The 25,155-nt window shown below is 69.4% G+C and carries 18 protein-coding genes and 2 pseudogenes; 14 read left to right on the top strand and 6 right to left on the bottom strand.

Annotated features, from left to right (window positions below; genetic code table 11):
- Window positions 1-173 precede the first annotated feature (173 nt).
- The 12 genes and pseudogenes from AC07DW_RS22630 to AC07DW_RS22575 all read left to right on the top strand — a co-directional run bounded on the left by AC07DW_RS22630 (window position 174) and on the right by AC07DW_RS22575 (window position 12,352).
- Window positions 174-926, top strand: a complete 753-nt coding sequence (locus AC07DW_RS22630; protein ID WP_478859484.1) for an SPDY domain-containing protein — start codon at window positions 174-176, stop codon at window positions 924-926.
- A gap of 45 nt (window positions 927-971) precedes the next feature.
- A pseudogene (locus AC07DW_RS22625) lies at window positions 972-2,764 on the top strand (type IV secretory system conjugative DNA transfer family protein).
- Between the two features lie 218 nt (window positions 2,765-2,982).
- A complete protein-coding gene (locus tag AC07DW_RS22620; RefSeq protein WP_478859483.1) occupies window positions 2,983-3,807 on the top strand; it encodes a hypothetical protein in 825 nt (274 codons plus the stop codon).
- A 15-nt stretch (window positions 3,808-3,822) separates the two neighbouring features.
- Window positions 3,823-4,293, top strand: a complete 471-nt coding sequence (locus AC07DW_RS22615) for a hypothetical protein (protein WP_478859482.1) — start codon at window positions 3,823-3,825, stop codon at window positions 4,291-4,293.
- A gap of 37 nt (window positions 4,294-4,330) precedes the next feature.
- Complete coding sequence (locus AC07DW_RS22610; protein ID WP_478859481.1) at window positions 4,331-5,137, top strand: hypothetical protein; 807 nt, start codon at window positions 4,331-4,333, stop codon at window positions 5,135-5,137.
- A 127-nt stretch (window positions 5,138-5,264) separates the two neighbouring features.
- Window positions 5,265-6,284 carry a hypothetical protein gene (locus tag AC07DW_RS22605; protein WP_478859480.1) on the top strand — a complete coding sequence of 340 codons (1,020 nt, stop codon included), beginning with the start codon at window positions 5,265-5,267 and terminating at the stop codon, window positions 6,282-6,284.
- Window positions 6,281-7,570 carry a DNA cytosine methyltransferase gene (locus tag AC07DW_RS22600; protein ID WP_478859479.1) on the top strand — a complete coding sequence of 430 codons (1,290 nt, stop codon included), beginning with the start codon at window positions 6,281-6,283 and terminating at the stop codon, window positions 7,568-7,570. Before AC07DW_RS22605 ends, AC07DW_RS22600 begins: the two co-directional genes overlap by 4 nt.
- Window positions 7,570-8,712: a DnaB-like helicase N-terminal domain-containing protein gene (locus AC07DW_RS22595; RefSeq protein ID WP_478859478.1), complete on the top strand. Its 1,143-nt coding sequence runs from the start codon at window positions 7,570-7,572 to the stop codon at window positions 8,710-8,712. Before AC07DW_RS22600 ends, AC07DW_RS22595 begins: the two co-directional genes overlap by 1 nt.
- A gap of 14 nt (window positions 8,713-8,726) precedes the next feature.
- Window positions 8,727-10,019, top strand: coding sequence for a DUF317 domain-containing protein (locus AC07DW_RS22590; RefSeq protein WP_478859477.1), 1,293 nt, complete (start codon window positions 8,727-8,729; stop codon window positions 10,017-10,019).
- Between the two features lie 398 nt (window positions 10,020-10,417).
- Window positions 10,418-10,846, top strand: a pseudogene (locus tag AC07DW_RS22585) (DUF6087 family protein); the annotation flags it as partial.
- The gene (locus AC07DW_RS22580) at window positions 10,780-11,196 is read left to right on the top strand and encodes a TIGR03618 family F420-dependent PPOX class oxidoreductase (RefSeq protein WP_478859476.1); all 417 of its coding nucleotides are present in this window, start codon (window positions 10,780-10,782) and stop codon (window positions 11,194-11,196) included. The pseudogene AC07DW_RS22585 and the gene AC07DW_RS22580, both read left to right, overlap by 67 nt.
- Before the next feature lie 139 nt (window positions 11,197-11,335).
- On the top strand, window positions 11,336-12,352 hold the full coding sequence (locus AC07DW_RS22575) for a hypothetical protein (protein WP_478859475.1): 1,017 nt from the start codon (window positions 11,336-11,338) through the stop codon (window positions 12,350-12,352).
- A gap of 163 nt (window positions 12,353-12,515) precedes the next feature.
- Here AC07DW_RS22575 and AC07DW_RS22570 read toward each other — a convergent pair whose 3' ends face one another.
- From AC07DW_RS22570 to AC07DW_RS22545, 6 genes are all read right to left on the bottom strand, one after another.
- On the bottom strand, window positions 12,516-13,364 hold the full coding sequence (locus tag AC07DW_RS22570; protein ID WP_478859474.1) for a DUF5655 domain-containing protein: 849 nt from the start codon (window positions 13,362-13,364) through the stop codon (window positions 12,516-12,518).
- A 608-nt stretch (window positions 13,365-13,972) separates the two neighbouring features.
- Complete coding sequence (locus AC07DW_RS22565) at window positions 13,973-16,459, bottom strand: glycoside hydrolase family 3 protein (protein ID WP_478859473.1); 2,487 nt, start codon at window positions 16,457-16,459, stop codon at window positions 13,973-13,975.
- 450 nt (window positions 16,460-16,909) lie between these two features.
- Window positions 16,910-19,468 carry a family 78 glycoside hydrolase catalytic domain gene (locus AC07DW_RS22560; RefSeq protein WP_478859472.1) on the bottom strand — a complete coding sequence of 853 codons (2,559 nt, stop codon included), beginning with the start codon at window positions 19,466-19,468 and terminating at the stop codon, window positions 16,910-16,912.
- 68 nt (window positions 19,469-19,536) lie between these two features.
- Entirely contained in the window at window positions 19,537-20,436 is a 900-nt protein-coding gene (locus AC07DW_RS22555; protein ID WP_478859471.1) for a carbohydrate ABC transporter permease, read from the bottom strand.
- Between the two features lie 5 nt (window positions 20,437-20,441).
- On the bottom strand, window positions 20,442-21,326 hold the full coding sequence (locus tag AC07DW_RS22550; RefSeq protein ID WP_478859470.1) for a carbohydrate ABC transporter permease: 885 nt from the start codon (window positions 21,324-21,326) through the stop codon (window positions 20,442-20,444).
- A gap of 90 nt (window positions 21,327-21,416) precedes the next feature.
- Window positions 21,417-22,727, bottom strand: a complete 1,311-nt coding sequence (locus AC07DW_RS22545; RefSeq protein ID WP_478859469.1) for an ABC transporter substrate-binding protein — start codon at window positions 22,725-22,727, stop codon at window positions 21,417-21,419.
- Window positions 22,728-22,978: 251 nt separating this feature from the next.
- On the opposite strand from AC07DW_RS22545, the gene AC07DW_RS22540 reads away from it, so the two are divergent.
- Window positions 22,979-24,028, top strand: a complete 1,050-nt coding sequence (locus AC07DW_RS22540; protein WP_478859468.1) for a LacI family DNA-binding transcriptional regulator — start codon at window positions 22,979-22,981, stop codon at window positions 24,026-24,028.
- A gap of 15 nt (window positions 24,029-24,043) precedes the next feature.
- On the top strand, window positions 24,044-25,060 hold the full coding sequence (locus AC07DW_RS22535; protein ID WP_478859467.1) for a LacI family DNA-binding transcriptional regulator: 1,017 nt from the start codon (window positions 24,044-24,046) through the stop codon (window positions 25,058-25,060).
- The last annotated feature ends 95 nt before the right edge of the window (window positions 25,061-25,155 follow it).

Here is a 25,155-nt window from a genome sequence, read left to right as displayed (position 1 = left end):
CCGCCAGCGACATGAGGCGCATGATTCCGCCGCACGGCCACCGGGGTCGCATCGCCTCTACGAAAGGGCACCCGACTCCGTCCATCAGCACAGGTCAACGGATTCTTCCTCGCGGCTTGAGCGCCACCAGCGGAAGTTCGGGCGCGGGCAGCCGGCCCCCGTCGTAGCCCCTGATGAGCGACATGGTCGACCAGGCGCTCGTCTCGCCCAGGTACCTCGCCGGCCCCGGAGACCTGGCATGGGTCACCGTCCCCCTGCACGAAGCCGTCGGCTGGAGCCACGGACACGAGCCGCTGCTGCCAAGGGTTGTCCTCTCCAGCCCGGACCAGAAGACGCTCCTGCGGCTCGAACCGAATCCGAGCGATCAGTGGTGGCGGATCACCCACAACGGCGGCACTCCCTCCAACAGTTGGTACGCGTCCTTCGGCGGCCGGACGCCGGTCGAGCTGATCGCCGCGGTCACCGACACCCTCACCGACCCCGCGCACAACGAGCGGGCCGCCGCCGATCCCCTCCGGCCGCTGCGTCGGCAGGGATGGGAGACGGCACCGTCCGGCGAGTTCCGCTCCCCCGACGGCATCGTCAAGGGCGAGCGGATCACCTTCTCCGGCTCGAACAGCTGGTTCATCACCGCCGCTTTCGACGAGGACTACGTGCTGTGGCAGGCGCGCTTCGACAGCCGCACCCCCGCCGGCATCGTGACGGCCTTCACACAGGCGCTCGCCGATCGCGAACCGCTGCGGCGCACCCACGAGCAGACCCGCGGCCTCAGCCGGCAGGGCATCAACCTCCACTGGCACCAGGCCACGGCTGCGAGCGTTGCCTCCGCGCTCCCCGCCCGCGTCGAACGCCTCGCCGCCCGCCGTACCGGCACTCCTCCGCCCCCGTCGCAACCGCCGCGGACAGCGCCCCGCCGTACCCGCTGACCCTCACACCGCCCGCCGACCCCGGCGTCCACAAGGAACCCGCCCTTGCCCAGCTCCCCCTCCACCAGCTCCGACGGCCACGACATAGCCCTCAAGATCGGCGGCGGCGCCCTCGCGATCGGCTTCCCCCTCGCCTCCTTCGCCTGGCTGTCCGGGAACCTCGCCGCCTGGGCGACCGGGACCGGCCCGTGGGTGCCCTACCGGCCGGCCGACGCTCTCCTCCACCCCGGGCAGCTGTGGCCCAATGCTGGAGAAACGACCCTGCTCGTCGCCACTCGCATTGTGCCCGTCCTGCTGACGCTCCTGATCGCCGCCGGCGCCGCAGGTATCTGGGCCCGGCACAAGAACCGGGCCAGTGGCCGGAAGAAGAAGGTCAAGGGCATGGCGAGCGCCCGCGACATCGAGCCGCTGCTCGTGAAGGCGATCGAGGCCAAGGCCCGCTCGCTGCGCCCGAGCCTGAAGTACGCCAAGCACATCGAGCCTCGCGACACCGGCATCCTCCTCGGCAACCTCCAGGGCACGAAGCACGAGGTCCGCATGGGCTTCGAGGACGTCGCCGTCGCCATCATGGCGCCACGTTCCGGCAAGACCACCTCGCTCGCGATCCCCTCCATCCTCACCGCGCCGGGACCGGTGCTGCTGACCTCCAACAAGGCCTCGGGCGACGCGTACACCGCGTGCTACGACGCCCGCAGCCGAGTCGGACGGGTGTGGTCGATGGACCCGCAGCAGATCGCCCACGCCGAGCGGACCATGTGGTGGAACCCGCTCACCGACGCGCGCACCCTCGACGGCGCGGGCCGGCTGGCCGGGCACTTCCTCGCCGCCTCCGTCGATGCGAACCAGCAGGGTGACTTCTGGGCCAAGGCCGGCAGCAACATCCTCAGCCAGCTGTTCCTGGCAGCAGCGCTCGACGAGCGGCCGATCACCGACGTCATGCGGTGGCTCGCCTTCCCGTCCGACCGGCGCCCGCTCGACATCCTGCGCGATCACGGATTCGCCTCCGTCGCTTCCCAGTTGAAGGGCACCGTCGAGGGACCGCCCGAAACGAGGGACGGCATCTACGAGACCGCTCGCCAGTACGCCTCCGCCCTGCTCAACTCGGAGATCGCCGCCTGGGTCACCCCGCAGAAGGACGTGCCCGAGTTCCGGCCGACCGACTTCGTGACCTCCTGCGACTCCCTGTTCCTGCTGTCGAAGGACGGCGGAGGCGGCGCCTCGGCCCTGATCGCCGCGTGCGCGGACTCCGTGATGCGGGCCGCGACCGCCGAGGCCGAGCGCGCGGGCGGTCGGCTCGACCCGCCGATGCTCGCGATCCTCGACGAGGCCGCCAACGTGTGCAAGATCAGCGACCTGCCGGACCTGTACTCCCACTTGGGCTCGCGCGGGATCATCCCGATCACCATCCTGCAGTCCTACCGCCAGGGGCACAAGGTGTGGGGGGACGCGGGCATGGACGCGATGTGGTCCGCGGCCACTGTGAAGGTCATCGGCTCGGGCATCGACGACCCCGACTTCGCCGACAAGCTCTCACGGATGATCGGGGACCATGACGTCGAGACCACCTCCACCTCCGTCTCCGACTCCGGCAAGTCGACCTCGATCAGCATGCGGCAGGAACGGATCCTGCCGGCCGACGCGATCCGCGCCCCCCCAAGGGCTCCGCGCTGTGCCTGGCCACCGGTATGCGCGTCGCGATGCTCGACCTGCGCCCCTGGTACGCCGAGCCCGGCGCCGACGAGCTCGCCGCCGCGTCCTCCCGCGCGTCGAAGGCCATAACCGCCCGAGCACTCGCCAAGACCAGCCCCCAACAGGCCGACTACGACTCTGCCGCGTGACCGCCCGTGTGCCGACGCAGGACGTCCGGCACTTCCGGCCAGGACGGCATGTCGCGATCGAGTTCGCCGTAGCCGCCGGCGCGCCCGCGCCAGAAAGGAACACCTCCCATCACAGCCTCATCCGCTTCGGATACCGCGCCGTTCGCTGAAAGGCACTCCCACGTCGACTCCTGGAACACGGTCCCGAGGTCCGGCATCTGGGAGCGAGGACGGCGCCGATGACGTCCGGATCCGCCTCCGGCGCCGCGGTGTCGGCCGAGCTTCTTCCGGCCCGCGTCCTCACCCTGGCCGAGCAGACCACGCGGTTCCGTGACCGACTGGCCACGTTGCAGTTCAATGATCCGCTCGCCCCTGACGAGGCCCTCGCCCACGCCGAGGCCGCCGCCCAGCTCGCCTTCGCCACCAAGGCCGCCGCCAGGGAGGTCGCCGAGGTCCGTGTCTACGTAAGCCCCGGCATCCGGGACGCAGTCAGCCGCCTCCAGCTCCTCGCCCGGCAGGCCCAGTTGGCGGACGAGCACCTGACGTGGGTCCACGTCTACCTCGGCGATCTCCCGCCCGAGGAGCGAGCGCAGCGGCCCCATCCGCCCGGCCCGGTCCTTGACACCCTCCTCGAAGCCGGACGGCACCTTCGGGAGGCGGACACGCTGACCGTGCTCGGTGCACCCGACGCTCTGCGCACCGCCGCAGACCTCGCCGCCGCGCTGCGTGCCCAGAAGTTCAGCAGCCGAGCCCATCCCATGTCGCCCGCGCAGTACGCCGCCCTGCACGCCGTCGCCTCCGGATACGTCACCGTCGACACCCTCGGCTCTGAGGAATGGGCCTCGAACCGGCTCGACCGCCTCTCGATGGCCACCGTCCGCTCCCTGGAGTCGCGCGACTGGGTCCACCGCGAGGCGTACCGCCCTCTGCCCGGGTCACGGTCCGTCCGCCTCCACCTCACCGACGCCGGACGTGTCGCTCTCGCCTCCCGGCTCGGCCGCACGCCGGTCGTGACACGCCCGTCCGCTGCCGCGGCACAGCCTGCCCGCACCCGTATCCGCTGACCCAAGGACCCCTTCGTGCACCCCTTCCACCTGTTCGCCGTCGCAGTCGCCCACCGACTCCCCGGCACCTGGACCACCATCCGCCACCGGTACCCGCGCCCCGCGGACCAGTCCGTCGACCTGTGCCGGATCTGGACTCCTTCCGAAGACCGCCCGTCCCCCGCCGGCCGCGAACGCGCCGCGACCCTCCGCCGCGCTGACGGCCTGGAGCTCTACCTCGCCGAACACCGCCAGCGCCGCGCCCTCATCTGCCCCGTCGTCCCCCTCGACCTGCACGAGGACATCACCGACCGCATCCCCGCCCCGCCATCGGTCGCCGCTCCGCTCGATCCGGCCCGCGCCGCCTGGCGGATCACCGACCGGGTCCTGCCCCACTACACCGCCGCCGTGGCCGATGCCCGGGCAGCGGCCCGCGCCCTGACCTTCCAGCGCGCACACCGCTCTCTACCGCGCCGGGCCCCTGCACCCCACGCCCGCACCCGTTGACGCCCCCCCCCGCCGAGAAGTCCCGGAGAACTCGCAGATGCCCGAACAGCGACCCATCGCACCCCACTTCACGGTCTGCGTGCAGATGCTGACGCTAGCGGCCCGGTACGCGCAGTGCTTCGACGCGCTCGACGACCGCACCCTCAGCGCGCCGGCGGCGGACGAACGGATCGGCCGGCAGCTCGTCACCGTGACGTCGCTCGCCCAAGACGCGGCTGCCGTAGGCACGGCACACCGGGAACTGCCGATGTCTCTCATCGATCACAACGACGCCACGGTCGGCTCCAGGATGGCCCAGCTCACGGTCGTAACGACCGCGGCGGCCGACTCGCTCGCACGCGCGGTCGAAGGCGCCGACGCCACCTCGGCCAGCTCTGTCGAGACGAGGTTGACCAGCGTGCAGGCGGCCCGTGACCTGCTCGCCACCGCCGCTACCGACCTCGTCAGCTGCGCCGAGCGCGTCGCCGCAGAAATGCACCGCTACCGCAGCTCCTACTCGATACCGGAGGTCGGTGCCCACGTCAGCCTCACGACGGAGCGGCTCCAGGTCCTCCGGCTCGTCACTGCGGGCGCGGTCTCGGTCGACGAGGACGGCCACACGTGGGTGGGCATGAACAAGGACGCCGTGCGAGCGAGCGTGCTCCGCTACCTCGACCAGCAGAGCCTGATCACGGCGGAGCCGTCCGCCTCCTGGGCCGACGAGATACGCGTCGCGTCCACCTCGATGGGCCGGCTCGTCCTGGCGGCCACCCTGAGTCGGCCGGAGCGCCGTGAGGACGAGCACCAGCCGACGCCCACGACGGCACCCGCCGTGTCCTCCACACCGGCACGGGGAGCACGGTGACGGTCTTCGCCCCGTTCGTGTCCTTCCCAGAGCAGCTCCTCGCCTTGGGGACCGAACACGTCCTCCAGCATGACTGCTGACCTCCAGTGTCATGAGCCTCTGACGTCGGTGGCGACGCCCCCACGCGATGGCCTCCCGCAGTGTCGCCCCCGACTGCTTCGCCTCCCCGGCCTCTCCGCTTCACCTGCGGCCCAGAAAAGCCCCACCACCCGCCCAAGGAATTCTCATCTCCACGCACACTTCCCCTCAGTTTCGCGCACTCTCCCTCGGCGCTGGAGTTCAGTCCAGCGCACTTCTCGCCCTCTCCGCGGAAGGATTCCTCCCCAAAGTCGACTACGCAATATTCGCCGACACAGGCTGGGGGCCCAAATCCGTCTATCGCCATCTCGACCGTCTTGAACAGGAAATTGCAGCACCGGCCGGCATACCCGTCCTGCGGGTTTCGTCCGGGCACATCCGCAATGACGCCCTGAACCCCGATCACCGCTTCGCATCCATGCCGCTTTACATCCTGAACAAGGACGGGCGACCTGGGATGACAAGACGCCAGTGCACCGGGGAGTACAAGGTCAAGCCGATCAAGAAGGCGATCCGGAAGCTCCTCGGATATCCGTACCCGGCCCGCGCGCCGAAGGGAATTTTCGTCGAGCAGTGGATCGGCATATCCACCGACGAATTCCACCGCGCCAAGGATGCCGATGTCCAGTACATGCGGAACGTTCATCCCCTGATCGAGATGAACTGGTCGCGCTCCGAATGTGTCGACTATCTGACGTCCCTCGGTCTCGCAGACACCCCGAAGTCCAGCTGCCTCGGGTGCCCTTTCCACGGGAATGCCCAGTGGCGGCACATACGTGACACCTCCCCTGCGGAATGGGAGGACGTGGTGGAATTCGATGCGGCCATCCGCAAGGGGAACGCGCGGGCCAACGCCACGGGGAACGTGCTGCTCGGCGAAGCTTTCCTCCACCGCTCGCGCGTCCCCCTCGGCCAGGCCCCGATCGACCACGTCACCGCCGCCGAGCGCGCCGCGCTCGGCGAGGACGCTGCAGCCGAGCTGGAGGACGGCGTCATCAACGGCTGCTCTCCGTGGGCCTGCCGCAGTGAAGTCGAGGCGGTGCAGGACACGTTCGGGCTGACGGCGTGATCACGAGCCGCGATCTCGTGGTCGACCTGTTCGCGGGCCCGGGCGGCTGGAGTGTCCCCCTGCACCGCTTCGGCATCCGGGACGTGGGACTGGAGTGGGACGAATGGGCCTGCAAGACGAGGACGGCGGCCGGGCTGCTGACCATCCGCACGGACGTCGCGATGTATCCGTGCCGGGTCTTCGCCGGCCGCACGCGCGGGTTCATCGCCTCGCCGCCCTGCCAGGCGTGGAGCAGGGCCGGCAAGAGGCTCGGTCTGGTCGACCAGCCGCTCGTCCACCAGGCGGTCGCCGACCTCGCCGCCGGCCTCGACACCCGGGAGAAGCTGTTGGCCGCCTGCCGTGACGAGCGTTCCCTGCTGGCGGCCGAGCCGATGCGCTACCTCCACGCCCTGAACTCCGTGGGTGAGCCGGAGTGGGTGGCGATGGAGGAGGTCCCCGACGTCCTGCCGCTGTGGCGCCAGTACGCGGCGATCCTGCGCGGCTGGCGGTTCTCCGTGTGGACGGGCATCCTGAACGCGGCCGACTACGGCGTCCCGCAGACCCGCCGTCGGGCGATCCTGCTCGCCTCCCGCGTCCGCACGGCCGCGCCTCCGGCGCCGACGCATGCCCGCGTTGCCGAGCCTGAGTCGCTGTTCGGGCCAGGCCGCGCGAGGTGGGTGTCGATGGCCGAGGCTCTCGGCTGGGGCGCGACCGACCGGCCCGTGCCGACGGTCTGCGCCGGCGGCGGCCCCGGAGGCGGGCCCGAACCCTTCCCGTCCGGCGCCCGCAAGACGCTGACCGACGCCCGCGAGCGCGGAACCTGGGCGGTTGCGCCCGTAGTCGAGGGCCTTGTCCTCAAGCCCCAGACCCGTGGGACGGGCTGGAGCGCCCGGCACGGCACGCGCGGCGACAGCCCGGTCTCCGGGCCCGCCCAGACGTTCACCAGCAAGGCGACCCACTGGACCTGGGCCCTGCGCAGCAACAACCAGACCAACGCCACCGTCCGGGAGGTCACCGAGCCCGCGGGCACACTGTTCTTCGGGCACCGCGCGAACGAGTGCACCTGGGTCGCCCGGCCGGCCACCGCCGCGCAGGACCCGGAGAGTCCGCCGCCGGATCCGATCCGGATCACCGCCTCCGAGGCCGGCATCCTGCAGACCTTCCCCGCCAACTACCCGTGGGCCGGGAACAAGGGCCAGCAGTTCTCCCAGATCGGCAACGCCGTCCCCCCGCGTCTCGCCGCACACCTCCTCGCCCCGCACCTTGACCGCACCCTCTGCGCCGACGACTTCACCCTGGCTGCCTGATGCCCCACGCTCCCGACCTCGCCGACGAGGAACCGCCGTACGAGCCGGACGAACGCGAACCGGTGTACTACGCCGAGCAGGCGCTGCTCGGCGCCCTGCTCCTGCGGCCCGAAGACCTCTCCCAGGCCGACGGGCTGGAAGGCGACGCCTTCTCCCACCCTGCGCACGGAGCGCTCTTCGCCGCCATGCGGACCGTACGGGCGCCGGGGCTTTCAAGCCCGCCGGATGGCCTGGACTGGCTGCGGGCCGTCCTGGAGGAAGCCCGCCAGGAGGCGCCGGTCCTGACCGCCGCCCACCTCCATCTGCTGATCTCCGCCTGCCCCCGCCCTGAGCACGCCGGCGCGTACGCGGCGATGGTGCGCTCCGGGCATGCCCGGCGCTCCATCCGGTGCCATGCCGAGGCTCTGGCCCAGGCCGCCCAGGACGTCACCGTGCCCGACCGGCCGGTGCACGTCCTCGCCGCGGCCGACGCGCTCGCCCGCCACCTCGACACCCTCGCCCGTACCGTTCCATCCCACCCCGGCTCGCTGCCCCGCACACCTGTGCCGCCCCCGCCCGTGTCACCGCAGGACGACGAAGCCGGGGACCAGGAACGGATGCTGCTGGCCAGCGCCGTGTCCGCTCCGGCGTCCGTAGGCCAGATGCGCTGGCTCGTGCCGGAGGACTTCACCGACCCGTTGTGCGCGGGGCTGTGGCAGTGCGTCTCCGCGCTCGCCCACCGCGGGGAGCCGCTCGATCCGGTCACCGTCATGTGGGAGGCACAGCACCGCGGGCTTCTTGCGGCCGGCGTCACCGCGGCCGACCTGGTCGTCCTGCTGTCGACAGCCGCCCTTCCCCCGGAGCACTGGGGCGTCCAGATCGTCGAACGCGCCCTGCTCGCCCGTGCCCGGCACACGGCCGGCCGGATCACCGCCTACACCGAGGACCCGGCGAACACCGTCCACCAGCTGATCACGGGCGGACGCCGGGCCTTGGCCGACCTCACCGCGGTCCGCCGCCGCTGGAACCAGGCCACCCGACCGCTCGCCGAACCGGACGCACCCGTCACCTCACGCGCCGGCCCGCCCAGCCGAGCCCCCACCGTCTCGCACCCGCCCGCGCGCCCCGCCGCCGTACGGGCCGCCGCCAGCCGAACCCCGTAACCGAAGGACTCCTGATGCCGTACGCACCCGCCGACGCCCACATCCGCTTCGCCCTCCACCCCGATCACCATCCCGCCGTCATCGCCACCACGTCCGGGCCGACGAGCGACGCCGCCCGCTCCCACCTGCACGACGTCGGCTTCCGCACCATCGGCCCGGCCACGATGGTCCTGGCCCGTATCGACCGCGAGGAGCCCTACTACACCGCCAAGGCCGCCGAACAGCTCCGGCAGTACGGCTTCACCACCCAGATCGACGCCGCCCTCCAGGAGGAGATCGACACCGAGTGGACCTGGGCGAACTACCCCACGCCCTGGTGCACCCGCGACGAGATCCGCGAGGTCGGCGCCGAGGCCCAGCGCATCCACGACGACATCGCCGAAGGCCGGCTGATCATCCACCTGCACGCCGACGACGGCCAGAACACCGTGGCCGTCGGCTCCTACGCCACCGGCGTGCGCCGGCACGTGCACCTCCACGGCGAGAACCACCTCCGGCAGATCACCACCTCGTACGACACCGAAGCGGAGGCCGTCGCCGAGTTCCACCAGCTCTACTCCGTCGCCGTCCGCCCCGGCCCCGCCCCGCTCACCGACCTCGAACAGGCCGTCCGCCAGCTCCTTGCGGGCAAGCCCCCGGCCACCACCGAGCAGACCTCCGCACCCGCGGCCGAACCGCCGGTCGCAGCGCCCGGCGAGCACGAGGCGTTCCTCGCAGCCCTGTTCGACGAGGAGCGCCAGTGGGAGAAGTACCGCCCCTTCGACGAGACGACCATCACCTCCCACGAATCCCTCACCGTACGGGCCGAGTTCGACCACGAAGCCCGGCACCGCAGCGATGTCGCCTGGACCATCGTCGAGTACGACAGTCCGGTGGGCGAACGCCTCTGGCACGCCACACTCACCGTCGGCACCCCCGTGCCCCTCATCCGCGCGATACTCCAATACCTCGACGCCCCGACCCTCACGACCGCCGACGGACCGGACGACGTCCTCCACGACGCTGCCTGGCACCCGGCGAGCCACCCCGCCCGCACCACGTGGTCGGCACCGGGCCGGAGCATCGTCTTCGAATCCACCCCGCACGCCGTAGCGGACCGATGGACGCTGTACGGCGGAGAAGACCTCGACGGGGCGGTATGGACCATCCGCCTCTCCGCCGGCGTTCCCCACACTCTCCTGGCTCAGCTCGCCAGCAGCGCCGCAGACCTCCTCCCCGCGCCCCCGCCACCGGCCCGGAGGACGCTCCCGACGCCCGCTCCCCGGTTCCCCGCAGCCGTGCCGGCCCAGCGGGCTCGCAGTCGGTGACCGGCCCAACGCGGCCGTCGTTTGCATGCCTCCGCTCCCGTCTCCCCTCTCACCAGGGGACGGCTTCACTCCGCGGGGTGAACCGCCGAGCCCCAGGTAATTCTCCACGCCGGACAGCGCCCGGGAATCGTCGGTGCACTTCGGTGCGAGGAACCGGCGGTAGACGATCACCGGTGCCAGGACCGCGCCATCGCCGAGCGTCTCGTACAGTTCCTCGACGCGCTGGCGAACCCATTGCTCCATGGGGGTGCTGTCGAACCAGGACGGCATGCTCATTCCCTGCTCTCCGACGGTATCCACCGTGTGCTCCACCGTGTCGCTGATCGCCTCGGCTCCCGGCGCCGCGAGGAGCGTCTTGCGGAAGGGAGAGGGCGCCGACGCGCCGTTCCCTTGGTCGTTGGCCTGCTTCGGGCAGCCACCTCGCTCCGTCGGCACCCCGCGCGATCGTGGAGTACGACGGCCTGGCCTGGGTGCTGGTCACGGTCGTGGCAAATTTGGCCGAATCGCAGGCGCTGCTCTATCCGCCTCCGGAGGCTGCTCGGCCGCCGGAGTGGGACCGGCCGGCCCTCGGCGAGGGTCGGGGCCGGCACCAGCGCACGCCCTCGAAGCCCGGCGACACCGGGCCTGATCCTCCCCGCTCTCACACGAGGGGACCCGGCGCCGGGGCTGGGGCCGCTCCGCGTTACGGTCGAAGGGGGCCGGCGCCGTTCCGGCGCCCGGGCCATCGTGCCGAAGCCGCTCGCACCGAGGAGACCGTCCGTTGGACACCGACGCCCTGCCCACCGACGGGGATACCTTCTGGCGGGAGCGCAGGACCTGCTTCCTGACCACCCTTCGGCCCGACGGCTCCCCGCACACCACTCCTGTCGGCGTCACGTACGACCCCGGGACACGGATCGCGCGCGTCATCACCGACGGTGGCAACAAGAAGGTCCGCAACATCCGCGCCGCCCTGGCCGCCGGTACCGAAGCCCGCGTCGCCGTCAGCCAGGCCGAAGGCCGGCGCTGGTCCACCCTCGAAGGCACCGCCGTCATCAAGGACGACCCCACCTCCGTCGCCGACGCCGAGCGCCGGTACACCGAGCGGTACAAGACCCCGCGGGTCAACCCCAACCGGGTCGTCATCGAGATCACCGTCACCCGCGCCCTCGGCCCCACCAAACCCTCGGGGTGGTAGGGATTCATCGGCAGCGCCGAGCACAGCAGTGCCGCGCAGTTGCGGCCCGTCGCCTGCCCGCGGCGGGCGACGTACGCCCCAACCTCTGATTTTCATCAAGTGCCACCTGGGAGAAGAGGGCCCACGCGAACATAAGCCCATGCCACTCATGGGAGAATTTGCGGCCGTCATCCGCACTCGTTGGCGCAGGGCATACGTCCCCCTCGGTTTCGTCGCCAACACATGGGGAAACGCGCTCTACGGCACACCACGGAGAACGGAGGGGCTCGCCCTATTCTTCGGCGGATTGATCCTGGCGCTTTACGGGATGCACTTCTGGCGTGGCGCCACCCAGGACTGGAGACAATGGCAGAGAGTACGCGCACGAGTCGCCCGCCGCTGGGATCAAACCTTCACCTCCAGATGGAACGAGCCCGCCTGGCAGGATCGGTGGCGAAATCTGAAGCTCACGGTCTGGGGCGTCGTAACGCTATTCGTCGCCCTGCACGCCTGGCGACTCCTTAATCGCGTCGCCGCAGACCCCCGTGGGCTGGGCAATGATGCGCTCTTGCCGGGTCTCGTTCTCCAGGCCGCTTGGATCACGCTTCCCTTGTGGCACCAGTGGGCCGATCCAGCGAAGCCGACCGATGCCCAATTGCTCGATCGAATGAGTGCACGCATCTGGCGCGCTGCGATCAGCCGCACCGTAGGAAATGCGGCGGGAATCTACTTCGCCGGGATCGTCATCTATATGGTTGTCCTCAACAGTCGCCCGTCTCTCCTCGTTCCAGTCGCCGTCACACTGGGAGCCGCGATGATTGGAGCCGGCCACAGAACGTGGGCGCGATTACGAAAGGTTTCTACTCAGCTCTACAAGAATATCCGAGAGCTTGAACGCGACCTACAGCAAATCGGTCTCGTAAACGATGAGGGAAATCCCAACGCGCGGGACGCGGCCCGAAGGTCCTGGGACGCCGTAGAAATCGACTTGCGGACCAATGTAGACACGGGATATGCATTCCTCGGAGTTCCGTTCCTCCCTTCCGAGGCCACGGTTGCACTGCGAGAGAAAGTGGAGATGGCGATCGAGGGCGACCCAGTGGCACTGAAGGCTGCGAGTGATGACCTTTCGAAGGTTCGCGATGCCTGCGAAGGACGCCTCGACTCAGCGGCGTGACGCTTACCAAGCACAAAGCCGCCTCCAGGCCGGACGCAATATAGGCGAGGATCCCCGGTTTCCGAAACCGGGGATCCTGCGGAGGATGGACGACACCACCGCCACTCCCCCGCCCCCTCGTCGAAAGGCACCTCCGACCGAGACATCCACGCCCCGCCGACCGCTACGCCACCGCGTACGACAGCCGGAACAGCTCCAGGGCCCGCTCTACGTCCTTCTCCGAGCGCAGCTCGACCTCCAGGTCGCCCGTGCCGTGATGGCCCAGCCCCGCCACGTCCCGGGTGAAGCCCGGCACGAGCTCGACCGTGGCCGGCGCGACCTTGAGGTACACCAGCAGCTTGTCCTGCCTCGGCGTGACGCAGGCGAAGTTCCGCAGCCGCTGGTACGCGTCGTACTGCTTGCGTTCGACCTTCGTCACGCCCTCGCCCAGCCCCAGCAGCGTCTCGTCGACGAAGGCCGCCAGCTCCGTCAGGGCGTCGGTCCGTCGGCGGGCCAACTCCCCTTGCCCGCCCCGGATGCGCTTTCTGCGGGACAGGCTGCCCTGAGGAGCAACCGAGGCGACGGTCTCCAGCGCGATGTGGTGCTCGCCGAGCATGGTGTAGCGCACGAGGTCGATGGACCGCCGGTGCTCGCGCACCGCGTGGAGGTCGTAGCGCGTGAAGCCGCCGGCCACGCAGATCAGCCGGGGCGCGCTCCACAGAACTCCGGCGGCAGCCGCCGCCCCGAGCCGGTCACGGACCAGGGCCTCGAACTCCTCCCGGTGGTCCATCAGCCAGGCCACGTAGAACAGGCCCTGCGACAGCACACCCGGGTCGGTCGCCCGCTTGTACTCGACGATCACCGGCGAGCCGTTCTCGTCCAGCCCGAGCGAGTCGATGCGCCCTCCGTGAACGGGACCGGTGCTGTACTCGGTCGCCAGGAAGCGGACGCCGAGCATGGGCTCCATTGCGCTCTCGACGAGCACCTGCACATCAGTCTCGGCCTCGGCCAGACGTGGCGGGACCTCGGTCACGCCGTTCGTCGTGTGGAACAACTTCAGCGCCAGACTCCCTCACTCTTTTGATGGCATGGCAGAGTGTGAACGCCCATAATCCTGGGGTTATTTCCAGGGGGCTACTCCTCGTGCTGCCCGCACAGCGAGACACCCACAGCTGAGCGGTTGCGTACAACAGGTGTGTCACGTCTCCATCAGAACCTGGCTTCTCGAACGCGCGCGCTGGAGGAAGAGTGGCGACCCCCAGGCACTCCGAAGAGGGGTATGACGGGTCTGGCCCTCAGCGGTTTCCCGCCCATGCTGGTGAGCTCGCGTGAGGAACGCCGACCGGACGGCCCGCGTGCGACCAACCGCATCGCCCGGCAGCAGCTCGTACCTAGCGGACGCGCTCAGAACGACTGCGGCGAGAGTGGTCCCGATCTCTGGGGTGCCCGACGGCCCGTGCGATTCGAGCCGGGGGCGGCTGTGTCTGTGGCGCAGACAGCAGGCTCCCGGTCGAAACGTACGACTCCGGGCCCGACGCTGACGCGGACCCGGAGTGGGTGATGGCAGTCCGCCGAATTCACTCTGCCGTCGGGCGCCGAGAGGGACTCGGCGCCCGGGCTGGCTGTACCTGCCTTGCGTGGTCAGTTGATGGTGACCGTCCTCTGCGCAGTCATGGCGCGGGAGTTACGGGCGGTGGCAAGGGTGTAGAGGCCCGGAACGAGGGTCCAGGCGCCGCTGCTCCACACGGTCAGATCGTCGGTGGGGACGGTGAAGGTAATGCGCTGGCTAGCTCCGGGATTAAGGGTGACCTTGCGGAAGGCGACGAGGCGGCGCTGCTCGGCCGCCGCCGCGGCCGGGAGGGTGGCGTAGATCTGGACGACGTCAGTGCCCTGACGATTGCCGTTGTTAGTGACGGTGACAGAGACGGTCACCGACTTGGTGGTGGCGTCGTACGCGGCTTCGAGCGAGCCGTGGGCGAAGGTGGTGTAGGACAGCCCATGGCCGAAGGGGAACAGGGGCTGCTGCCCCTTGGCATCGTAGAAGCGGTAGCCGATGGCGGTGCCCTCGGCGTAGGAGACGGTGGCGTTCGTGCCCGGGTAGGTCGCGGGGGTGGTGCCGGGGCCCTGGGCAGGTCCGACGGGGAAGGTGACGGGCAGTCGGCCGGAGGGGTCGCTGTCACCGAAGAGGACGGCGGCGAGCGCGGTGCCCATGCCGCGACCTCCGTACCAGGCCTGGATGACGGCCTCGACATCGTTCAGCCAGGGCATCGCGACCGGGCCGTCGGTGTTCAGGACGACGATGGTGCGCGGGTTGACGGCCGCGACTGCGGTGATGAGCTGGTTCTGGTCCCCGGGGAGGGTGAGCTGCTCGTGGTCCATGGCCTCGCCTGCCATGCGGTTGACGAAGACGACGGCGGCATCGGCGGTGCGGGCGGCCTGGACCGCGGCCGGGATGAGGGAGGCGGGCTGCCATCCGAGGGTGAGTCCGCAGGCGGGCCGGCCTGCGGGGTCCGGGTCGGCGCCGGAGTTGCTGTAGGTGATCTCGATAGTGGCGGTCTGGCCGGCGGTGAGCTCGATGGTGCCCTGGATGGGGTAGTCGTGCGTGCCGAGGAAGAAGCGGCGGGTGCCTCGGGAGCCGGAGACGACCGTGACGCCGTTGATTTTCAGGGTGGCGGTGCCGGCCAGGAGGAGGGAGAAGCGGTGCAGGCCCGTGTGGGTCGGCGTCAGGGTGCCCGACCAGGTCGCGGACCAGACCGCGGGGAGGCTCTCGACGGGGGCGCTGGTGAAGTCGATGACACTGTCGGTGCGCGTGACGGCCGGGGTGCCGGTGGGCTGCGCGGAGGCGTAGTAGCGGCCGGTGAGGCCGACGGTCCCGCCGGTGGTGCGCAGGACGGAGGCGGGGACGGCCGGCAGAGGAATGTCACCGGTGGTGCCCTGGGCGTGGGTGACGGTGCCGCCCGCGCGGCTCTTCACGGCCTGGAGAGGGGTGGTCCAGGTGCCGGGGTCGACATAGGTGGAACCGGCGACGCCGGTGAGGGCATCAGAGCCGGCGGGGCCGATGACGGCGAGGGACTTGAGGGTGGCGGGCAGGGGCAGAGCCGAGGAGCGGTTGGCGAGCAGGACGGTGGAGGCGAGAGCGGCTTCGTGGGCGAGGCTCTTGTGCTCGGCGGTGCTGACATCCGGGGCCGGGGCGGGGACGGGGTTGTCGACGAGACCGTTGGCGAACATGGTGACGAGGATGCGGCGGGCCGCGTCGTCGAGCCGGGCGGCCGGGACGGCGCCGTTGGTGAGTGCGCCGGGTGTCAACTTGACTCCGCCGGGTCCGAGCCCGGCGAGGTCCATGCCGGCCTTGGCGGCAGCGACCTGGTCGTCGCCCGCCCAGAAGTCGGGCACGGTGTATCCCTGGAGGCCGAGGCGGTTCTTGACGTCGTCGAAGAGGGCCGGGTTCTGGGTGGCGAACGTGCCGTTGATCTTGGGGTAGGCCATCATCACCGAGGCGGTGGGGGCGGCGGCGATCACGCGGCGGAACGGTGCCTGGTAGATCTCGCGCAGGGCGCGCTCGGAGACCAGGGTGTCGGTGAAGAAGCGGTTCGCCTCCTGGGTATAGGCGGCGAAGTGCTTGACGGTGGCTGTCACCTGACGGCTCTGCATACCGGTGGTGAGGGCGGCTCCGAGGCGACCGGCGAGCAGGGGATCCTCACCGACGCTTTCGGCCTGGCGGCCGAAGTGCCATGTGCGGGTGAGATCGATGGTGGGGCCGAGGAGGTTGTTGTAGCCCTTGGCGCGGCCCTCGGTCCCGATGGCTACGCCGATGCGGCGGGCCAGGTCCTCGTCAAACGTCGCGGCCTGGGCGAGCGGGACGGGGAAGGCGGTGACGTTCTGTTCGCCGCGCAGTCCGGCGGAGGCGTCGACCATGGTCAGGGCCGGGATACCGAGGTGCGTGAGGGCGGCGAAGTCGCAGCGGACGAGCGCCTCCTTCTCGGCCGCCGTCATCCGCGCGAGGACGGCGTCGGCGCGGTCGAAGGCGCGGGGGTCGGTGGCGGCGATCGCCTGCATGGAAGTGATAGGCGTCATGGTGGCGGCGGCTGCTGTGGCGATGGCGGCGGACAGGAAGGTACGTCGGTTCACGGCGACTCTCCGGACGGTGGGGGCGGCGGGTGGGATCCGCCGGTTCGAATGCTGCATGGCCGGCCACAGGGGAATGAGCCGGTTCGATCAGCGTCTCCCTTGAGGATTTCCCGCGTCCCGCGAGCGCCTCCAGGGAATTTCCAGGCGCTTTTATTTCAGCGCCTCACGCGAACCAAAAAGCTATGACCATGAATGCCACCGGTCAACCCGTCAGGATCAGCAAATTCAGCAGACCAGCCCTGAGCTGCACACATGACACTCCTTTCGCAGCGAAACCGGCTCACTCGGCCAGCCGATAACGACGGTCCACGAGGGCGCCATACAGATATTCGATGACTGCCATTCGTCACGTGGATGAAGCAAGCGACTTTCCCCCGGCATGCACGTACCCGGCATGGTTGGGAAGCCATGCCGGGTACTGTTTTTCACTTCCGGTATCGCGAAGCATGTTCAGGCGATTTCGGTGGAGAGCAGGATGTGTGTGCCAGAAGTGAGACTGCTGGGGTCGCGGCCGGGCAGCTCGACGACTCCGGTGCAGTTCGGAGGCACGGTGATCTCGGCCTTCATACCGTCCGCGGTGGCTTCCCAGAACAGAGAGGCGGTGCCGTGGGGCGTGTGGTGGCGGGTGCGTGCCCAGGTGATACCACCTCCCGGTCGGGGCCGGAAGGTGAGGGCCCGGGCGCCGGGCGCGGTGACTTCGATGCCGCCGACGACTCGGTGGAGCCAGTCCGCGACGGCACCGAGGGCGTAGTGGTTGAACGAGGTCATGCCGCCGGGATTGAGGGTGCCGTCAGGACGGAGGCTGTCCCAGCGTTCCCAGATCGTGGTGGCGCCCATGGAGACGGTGGACAGCCAGGAGGGGCAGTCGGTCTGCATCAGCAGGCGGTAGGCGGTGTCGAGGTGGCCGGTGTCGGTCAGCGCGTCGCAGATGAGGGGGGTGCCGACGAAGCCGGTGGCGATACGGGCGTCGTCCTGGTCCACCAGTTCGGCGAGGCGGTCGCCGGCGGCCTGGCGCCGGCCGGAGTCCAGGAGGTTGAAGGCGATAGCCAGCGCGTACGCGGTGGGGCTGTGGCTGGTCATGCGGCCGTCGGCGTGGACGTAGCGGCCCTGGAAGGCCGTGGTGATCTCGTCGGCAAGCGTGTCGTATCGGGTGGCATCGCCGGCGTGGCCCAATTCGCGGGCGGCGCGGGCGAGGTGCCGGGCGGAGTGGGCGAAGTAGGCAGTGGCGACGAGGTAGCGGTCGGTGCGGCCCGCGGCGGGGTCGTCCGGCGGGGCGGCAGGGTCGAGCCAGTCGCCGAGCTGGAAGCCGGTGTCCCAGAGCCGGTCGGGGCCGGCGAGCTTCTCGACGAGGTCGACCCATGCTTTGCCCATGGGGTAGTGGCGTCGCAGGAGTTCGAGGTCTCCGAAGCGCTGGTAAAGGACCCAGGGGGTGAGAGTGGCGACGTCGCCCCAGGCGGCTCCGGGCTGGATGGGGGTCCACATCGGTTCGCCGGGGATGACGGGAACGTACCAAGGGATCGTGCCGTCCGGGAGCTGTTCGAGTCCGACGTCGGCGAGCCAGGAGTCGAGCATGCCGGCGCAGTCGTAGAGGAAGCTCGCGGTGGGGGCGAAGACCTGGATGTCGCCGGTCCAGCCGAGCCGTTCGTCGCGCTGGGGGCAATCCGTGGGTATGTCGACGAAGTTTCCGCGCATGCTCCACAGGACGTTCTCGTGCAGGCGGTTGACCATCGGGTCACTGCACTCGAACCAGCCGGTGCGGCGCATGTCCGTGTGATGGACGCGTGCGGTCACGTCCCCGCGGGTGAGTTCGCCGGGCCAGCCGGTGATCTCCGCGTACCGGAAGCCGTGGAGGGTGAAGCGGGGTTCCCATGTGTACGGCCCGGTGCCGGGCAGGACAAGCGTGTCGGTGGAATGCGCTTCGCGCAGGGGGCGGGTGGCGAGTTCTCCGTCCTGGAGGACTTCCGCGTGCCGGAGAGTGACGGTGGTCCCGGGCGCCCCGTCTGCGGTGATGCGCAGGCGTCCCACGAGGTTCTGTCCGAAGTCGAGCAGATGGCGGCCGTCCGCGGTGCGGGTGATCGAGACCGGGAGGATCTCCTGGGTGCAGCGGACCGGCGGGCCTTCGGGCGCGACGAGGGTCCTGGGGTCTCTGATGCCGGTGCGTACGGGCGTCCAACCATCCGGCGACGCGGCCGGGGTGGCCCAGTGCGGGTCGTCGAGGCGGGCGTCGAAGGTCTCGCCCTCGTACAGACCGCTGGCCAGGATGGGGCCGACGGCGGCGTGCCAGGTGTGATCGGTGGCGATGACGGTCGTGGTGCCGTCGGTGTAGATGATCTCCAATTGGGCGATGAGGGACTGGTCGGTGCCGTAGATGTTGCGGGTGCCGCCGTCGAAGCCGTACTTCCCCCGGTACCAGCCGTCTCCCAGCCAGGCGCCGATGGTGTTGGCACCGGGCGTGAGGAGAGCGGTGACGTCGTAGGTGCGGTAGCGGAGCCGGTGGGGGTAGACGGTCCAGCCGGGGGCGAGGGTCTCATCGCCGACGCGGGTGCCGTTGATCTCCGCTTCGTACAGGCCGTGCGCGGTGATGTAGAGCCGGGCACGCTCGATCGGCTTGTCGGGGGCTCTGAAGTGCTTGCGCACCCGGGCCGGACGGCGTTCCGCCGCGGGGTCCTCGTCCCAGCCGGCGCCGACGGGCACCGCGGACCAGTCCCCCGGCGCGAGAAGGCCGGCCTCGACGGAGCTGGGCCGGCTCCACGCGGACGGTTCGCCGTCGGCCGTCGACCACGTGCGGACGCGGACGACGGCACGTTCGCGGGAGGCGAGTGGTTGGCCGGGCCAGGTGACGAGGAGGTGGTCGGGTCCGGTGACACGGCCGGTTCGGTGGGTCTCGCCGCGGCGTTCGACTTCGATTTCGTAGGCGTGCTGGTCGCCTGCTTCGGCTGCGGGTGTCCACGAGAGCCGGGGGGTGCCGGTTCCGATGCCGAGACCGTCCGGCAGGTGCTCGAAGCGCACCGGAGAGGGCTGGAGAGGGTGCAAGGAAGGGGCCTTTCGTGTGCTCGGGCAGGGGGGGCGTGGGCTGGTCAGCCCTTGACCGCTCCCGAGGTGAGGCCCTTCATGACCTTCTGGTTGAGGAAGAGGTAGATCACGAGAGTGCCGAAGACGTTGATGCAGATGGCCGCGAACAGCGGCCCGTACTGGGTGGCGCCGAAGTCGCCGGTGAAGTTCAGCAGGCCGACCTGGATGGTGCGCAGATCCTGGCTGTTGGTGAAGGTCAGCGCGATGAGGAGGTCGTTCCAGATGAAGAAGAACTGCACCAGGCCGACGGTGAGCAGCGCGTTGCGGACCACAGGGAGACTGATGGTCCAGAAGGCACGCAGGATGCCGGCGCCGTCGAGGGTGGCCGCCTCGAAGAGCTCGCGCGGGACGGTCTTGTAGTAGGTGGCCATCATGAAGACGGTCAGGGGCAGTCCAGTGCCGGTGTAGGTGAGTACGAGCGGCCACAGGGTGCCCGAGAGACCGGTCTGGAAGTAGATGGTGAACAGCGGCAACAGGATCATCTGCGGGGGGATCATCATGCCCGCGAGGAAGACCAGGAGGGTGAGGCTGCGCCCCTTCCAGACCATGATCTGCAGGGCGAAGCCCGCTGCGGTGCCCAGCAGGAGGATGAGGGCGAGGGCGGGGACGACGGCCAGGAGGCTGTTCTTGACGTAGAGGCCGATGTTCCCGGTGGTCCAGGCCTCGGCGTAGTTGCCCCACTCCCAGGCGGTGGGCAGGCTCCAGGTCGAGTTGTTGAGGTAGTCGCTGTTGGACTTCAGCGAGGTCAGGAACATCCAGATCAGCGGGTAGATCTCGATGACCAGGAGAACGGCGACGGCGAGCCGGATCCACAGGCGGCCGCCAGTTTTGCGAGCGGCACGGAGCGGCTGCTTGGTCCGCTTCTGGCCGGTGTCGGCGGTCTTCGGCAGGGTGTCGATGGCCATGGCGTTCAGCCCTCCGTGTTGTCGCGCCGCGAGACGCGGTAGACCGCCAGGCTCACCAGGAGACAGACGACGGTGAGGAGCAGCGCGATGGTGCTGCCGTAGCCGTACTCGCTGTAGGTGAACGACGACTGGAACATGTACAGGGTCAGCGGGGTGGTGCCGTTGCCTGGCCCGCCGTTGGTGAGGGCGACGACGGAGTCGAAGACCTTGAGGGTGCCGTTGATGCTGAAGATCAGGGAGGACATGAGGACGGGCAGGGACAGCGGCAGAACGATGTGGCGGATGAGGCGGAGGCCGGAGGCACCATCCAGGCGGGCCGATTCGAGGACTTCGTCGGGGATGTCGACGAGCCCGGCGAACAGAAGCACGGCGTAGAAGCCCATGGAGCGCCAGATGTCCATGACGATCAGGACCCAGAAGGCGCTGCTGGCGCTGCCGAAGAAGTCGATGGACTCCAGGCCGACGGCGTTCAACAGCGAGTTGACCGGGCCGGGCTGTGGAGCGACCTGGAAAAGTTTCTGGAAGAGCAGGCCGACGGCGACGGTGGGCAGGACGACCGGGAAGAAGACCAGGGTGCGGACGAGCGCGGAGGCCTTCCTGAGGAAGAAGACGTAAAGCAGGGCCAGGAGGTAGCCGGCGACGACCTGCCCGGCGGTGACGATGACCGCGTACTTCAGGGTGAACCACAGGGCGTCATGGACGGCCGGATCGGAGAAGAGCCGGGTGAAGTTGTCCAGACCGTTGCCGGTGAAGCCCTCGATGGAGTTGCCCTTGGTGAAGGAGTACCCGAGCGACCACACCATCGGGACGAGCATGATCAGTGTGTAGACGAGGAGTGCGGGACCGAGCAGGATCAGGATCGCCCTGCGGTCACCGAGTACGCGGTGCATGAGTGGTGTCCACTTCGATTCTGGTGAAGGGCTGGACCGGCAGTGACGGGCGGCGCGCCGTGGGCCGGCGGGCCGCCCGTCTCGCGGGGGTTACTGGCTGCCGAGTGCAGCCTGGACGGTCTCCATGAACTGCTTGGGGCTGACGCTGCCGTTGACGAGACCGGCGGCGGTGGTGTTGCTGATCGTGGTCGCCTTGGTGCTGAAGAGGGCCTCGAACCACAGGACGTTCTGCTTGGAGGAGCTGATGGTCTTGCGGACGGTGGTGGCGAGCTCGTTGGCGTCCTTGACCGGGGTGTTGACCTTGAACCCGGAGATGGTGCCGTGGTCCTTCAGGGCGGTGCTGCCGTAGTTCTTGGCAATGCAGCTGACCCAGGCGCCGGCCTTCTTGTCGAAGTTCTTCGACCCGAGGGTGACGGCCAGGCCGATGTTGGAGGGGTACTGGTCGATGGAGCCCTTACCGCCCTTGACCGCGGGGAAGGGCATGAAGCCGACGTTCTCGGCGCCGACCTTGTTCTGCTTGGGGTCGGCGATGTTGGCGAGGGCCCAGCTGCCCATGTAGAACATGGCGGACTTGCCGGTGAGGAACTGGTTCATCGCGGTGTCGTAGTCGATGGAGCCGACGCCCTTGCCGAAGTAGCCCTTCTTGCCAAGGGCTGCGATCTCCTCCGCCGCCTTCACGTACTCCGGGTCGGTCAGCTTGGCGCTGCCCATGTCGACCTTGTCGAGGGCGTCGGGACCAAGGCTGCGGTAGAGGTATCCGCTGATGAGGCGGGTGAGCGGCCAACCCTGTGCACCGGACGCGGAGAAAGGCTGGATGCCCTTGGCGTTGAGCTTCTCCGCGGCGGCCAGCAGCTCGTCCCAGGTGCCCGGGACAGCGATGCCGTTCTCTTGGAAGAGCTTCTTGTTGTAGAAGATTCCTTCGATGTTGTACTCGTAGGGCAGTGCCATCAGTTTGTCGCCGTACAGTGCCTTGATCGTGGAGACGGCAGCGGGCTCGAGCTGCTCGTACACGCCGAGACGCTGAAGCTCGAGTGTCAGATCGGCGACCTTGCCCGAATCGTCCAGCTTCTTCGTGAGTGCCGGCGCGTTCCCTGCCGCGAACTGCGTTGGCAGCGCATCCTGCCCGGCGAGCAGCTGCAGCTTCTGGTCCAGCTGCGCCTGGGGGACGGTCTCGACCTTCAGCGGCAGGGCGTCGTTCTCAGCCTTGCAGGAGCCCTGGGAGAGCGTGGTCAGCGCCGTCCGGGTGGTCGTGTTCTCGGTGACGCTGAGGTACGTGAAGTCCTTGGGCGCCGCGGAGGTGCCACCGCCGCTGCCGCCGCAGGCGGTGGCGAGAACAGCCAGGGACATGACGCCGGCCGAGACGAAGGTCAGGCGGCGGGCGCGGATCGTGCGGTGGGGCACTGGAGACTCCCAGGGATCGTGAGAGAAGAAGGGGGCGCTCAGCGGGCGCGAGGGGCGGCGGGAAGATCAGCCGCGCAAAGACGGAGTCGTGTAGAACGTTCTCCATCGGAACTGGCAACACCATGACGCCATCCCTCTGGCGCCGTCAAGACACAGACGCGTAACATCAGCTTCGCCTCGCCCGATGAGTGCAGCCACACACGACTCACGGCGTAGAACGTTCCACTCTGAGTAAGGAGATTGGGATTCCCATGGCTCCGGACAGCTCGCCCAGGAGCACCAAACGGGTGACCATCACCGATGTGGCCCGACATGCCGGCGTGTCCACCGCCGCCGTGTCCAAGGTCATGCGCAACGCCTACGGCGTGAGCCCGGCCATGCAGGAACGCGTCCGAACGGCCATGGCGGAGCTGGGGTACCGGCCCCACGCCGCCGCCCGCGGCATGCGGGGGCGCACCTACACGATCGGGGTCCTGCTCGACAACGTCCGCAACCCGTTCTTCGCCGACATCCTCGACGGCATCCGGGAGCAGCTGGAGAACAGCGAGTACACCGTGCTGATCGGTGCGGCCGGCTTCGGCGCGGAGGACCAGGCACGCACCGTCCGGGCGATGGTGGACCGCCGGATGGACGGTCTGATCCTCATCGCCCCAGGGACGCCGCGCTCCGAGGTACTCGCCACGGCCGCGGTGACGCCCACCGTGGTCATCGGCCACCACGACGCCTCCGACGCGCACGACTCCGTCGTCGACGCAGACGATCTCGGCGCAGGGTTGGTGGTTGACCACCTCGTCGCGCTCGGGCACCAGGACATCGCCCTGGTCTCGGCGGCAGGCAACAAGGCCAGCCGCTGGCAGCGCCCCCCGGAGATCGTCCTCGCCGACGGCTACCTCAAGGCGATGGAACGTCACGGCCTCGCCCACCGTGCGCGCGTTCACCACGCCGCGTACTCCGACGCCGGTGGCCACGCGGCGGGCGTCGCCCTGCTGTCCGGAACCGACCGGCCCACGGCGATCCTCACCGGTGCCGACGTCGCGGCTCTGGGCGTCTACCGGGCGGCCGCCGACCTGGGCCTGTCCATCCCCGGCGACGTCTCGCTCGTCGGCTACAACAACACCGCGATCGCCTCGCTCGCCCCGGTCCAGCTCAGCAGCGTTGACCAGGCCGGACACGCCATGGGCGCGACCGCGGCGAGGATGCTGATAGAACGTGTCGAAGGACGGCGCGACCGGGCCATGCAGACCATGATGACCCCACGACTGGTCGTCCGGCGCAGCACCGCGGCGCCCGGCGTACGGTAGACACGCGTCGCCGGGATGGGCCTCTCGCGGCGTGTCGGGATCAAGGACGTCGCCCGGACAGCAGGGGTGTCCATCGGCACGGTCTCCAACGTCCTCAACCGTCCTGAGCTCGTCTCCGGGCCTACGCGTGAAGTGGTCGCGTCCGTCATCGAATCGCTCGGGTACGTCCGACTCGCCGGTGCCCGGCAATTGCGTGGCAACGCCTCTTCGCAACTGCTGGCTCTGTACGGCGCGGACCTGACGGATCCTCGCGATGCGGCTCTTGCCGCAGGGGTGGAGCGCGCGGCCGAGGAGGCAGGCCTGGGTGTGCTGATGTGCGGTGGAGACCACGAGCCAGGAAGCATGCACCGCAATCTCGCGCTGCTTGCTTCCCACCAAGTACGCGGCGTCGTTATCGCGTTTCGCGCCGACACGGAGCGAGCGGTGGCCGCCTGCGCGGAACGCGGAATGACCTGCGTCGTCGCCGGTCAGGACCTGACAGCGGTCGGCGCGTGTTCCGTCACCGTCGACGACCACGCCGGCGGCAGAGCCGCAGCGGCGCATCTGCTCGCCCAGGGCCACCGGTCCGTCGTCGTAGCGGGACCCGGTCCGATGATGCGCCGCAGGCGTCGAGGGGCGATGGAGGCCTTGCAGGAATCCAACGACAGGGCCGTCTACCTCGGGGAATTGGCGACGGAGGACACCAGCCTGGGTGCTGGCCGGGATGCTGGGCAGCGACTCCTCGGGGTGACGCCCCGGCCGACCGCAGTCCTCTGCTTCCATGACCTGCTGGCCCTCGGCCTCATGCAGACCCTGCACGAGGCCGGCGTACGCGTTCCACAGGATGTCGCGGTGGTGGGTTATGAAGATCTTGCCTTTGCCGCGACCGCGGTGGTGCCGTTGACCTCGGTGCGCTGGCCCGCGCAGCCCCTGGGCATGCGTGCGGGCCGTCTGCTCATGGAGCACACGGCCCAGGCGGCGCATGAACACGTTCACGAGGTGCTGACACCCGAACTCGTCGTGCGCCGGTCCACCTTGGACGTACTTGTGTAGCCGCTAGTGTCCTGCGCCGGGAATTCGATTAAGATATGAGGCCAGGCGTTCGAGGATCTCGTCGGCGCTCTTCGTCCATGTGAAGGGGCGGGGGT

The sequence above is a fragment of the Streptomyces sp. NPDC045701 genome (genome assembly GCF_056432045.1).
Note: the sequence above shows the minus strand (reverse complement) of the source record. Positions and strands in the feature narration are given on the sequence as shown.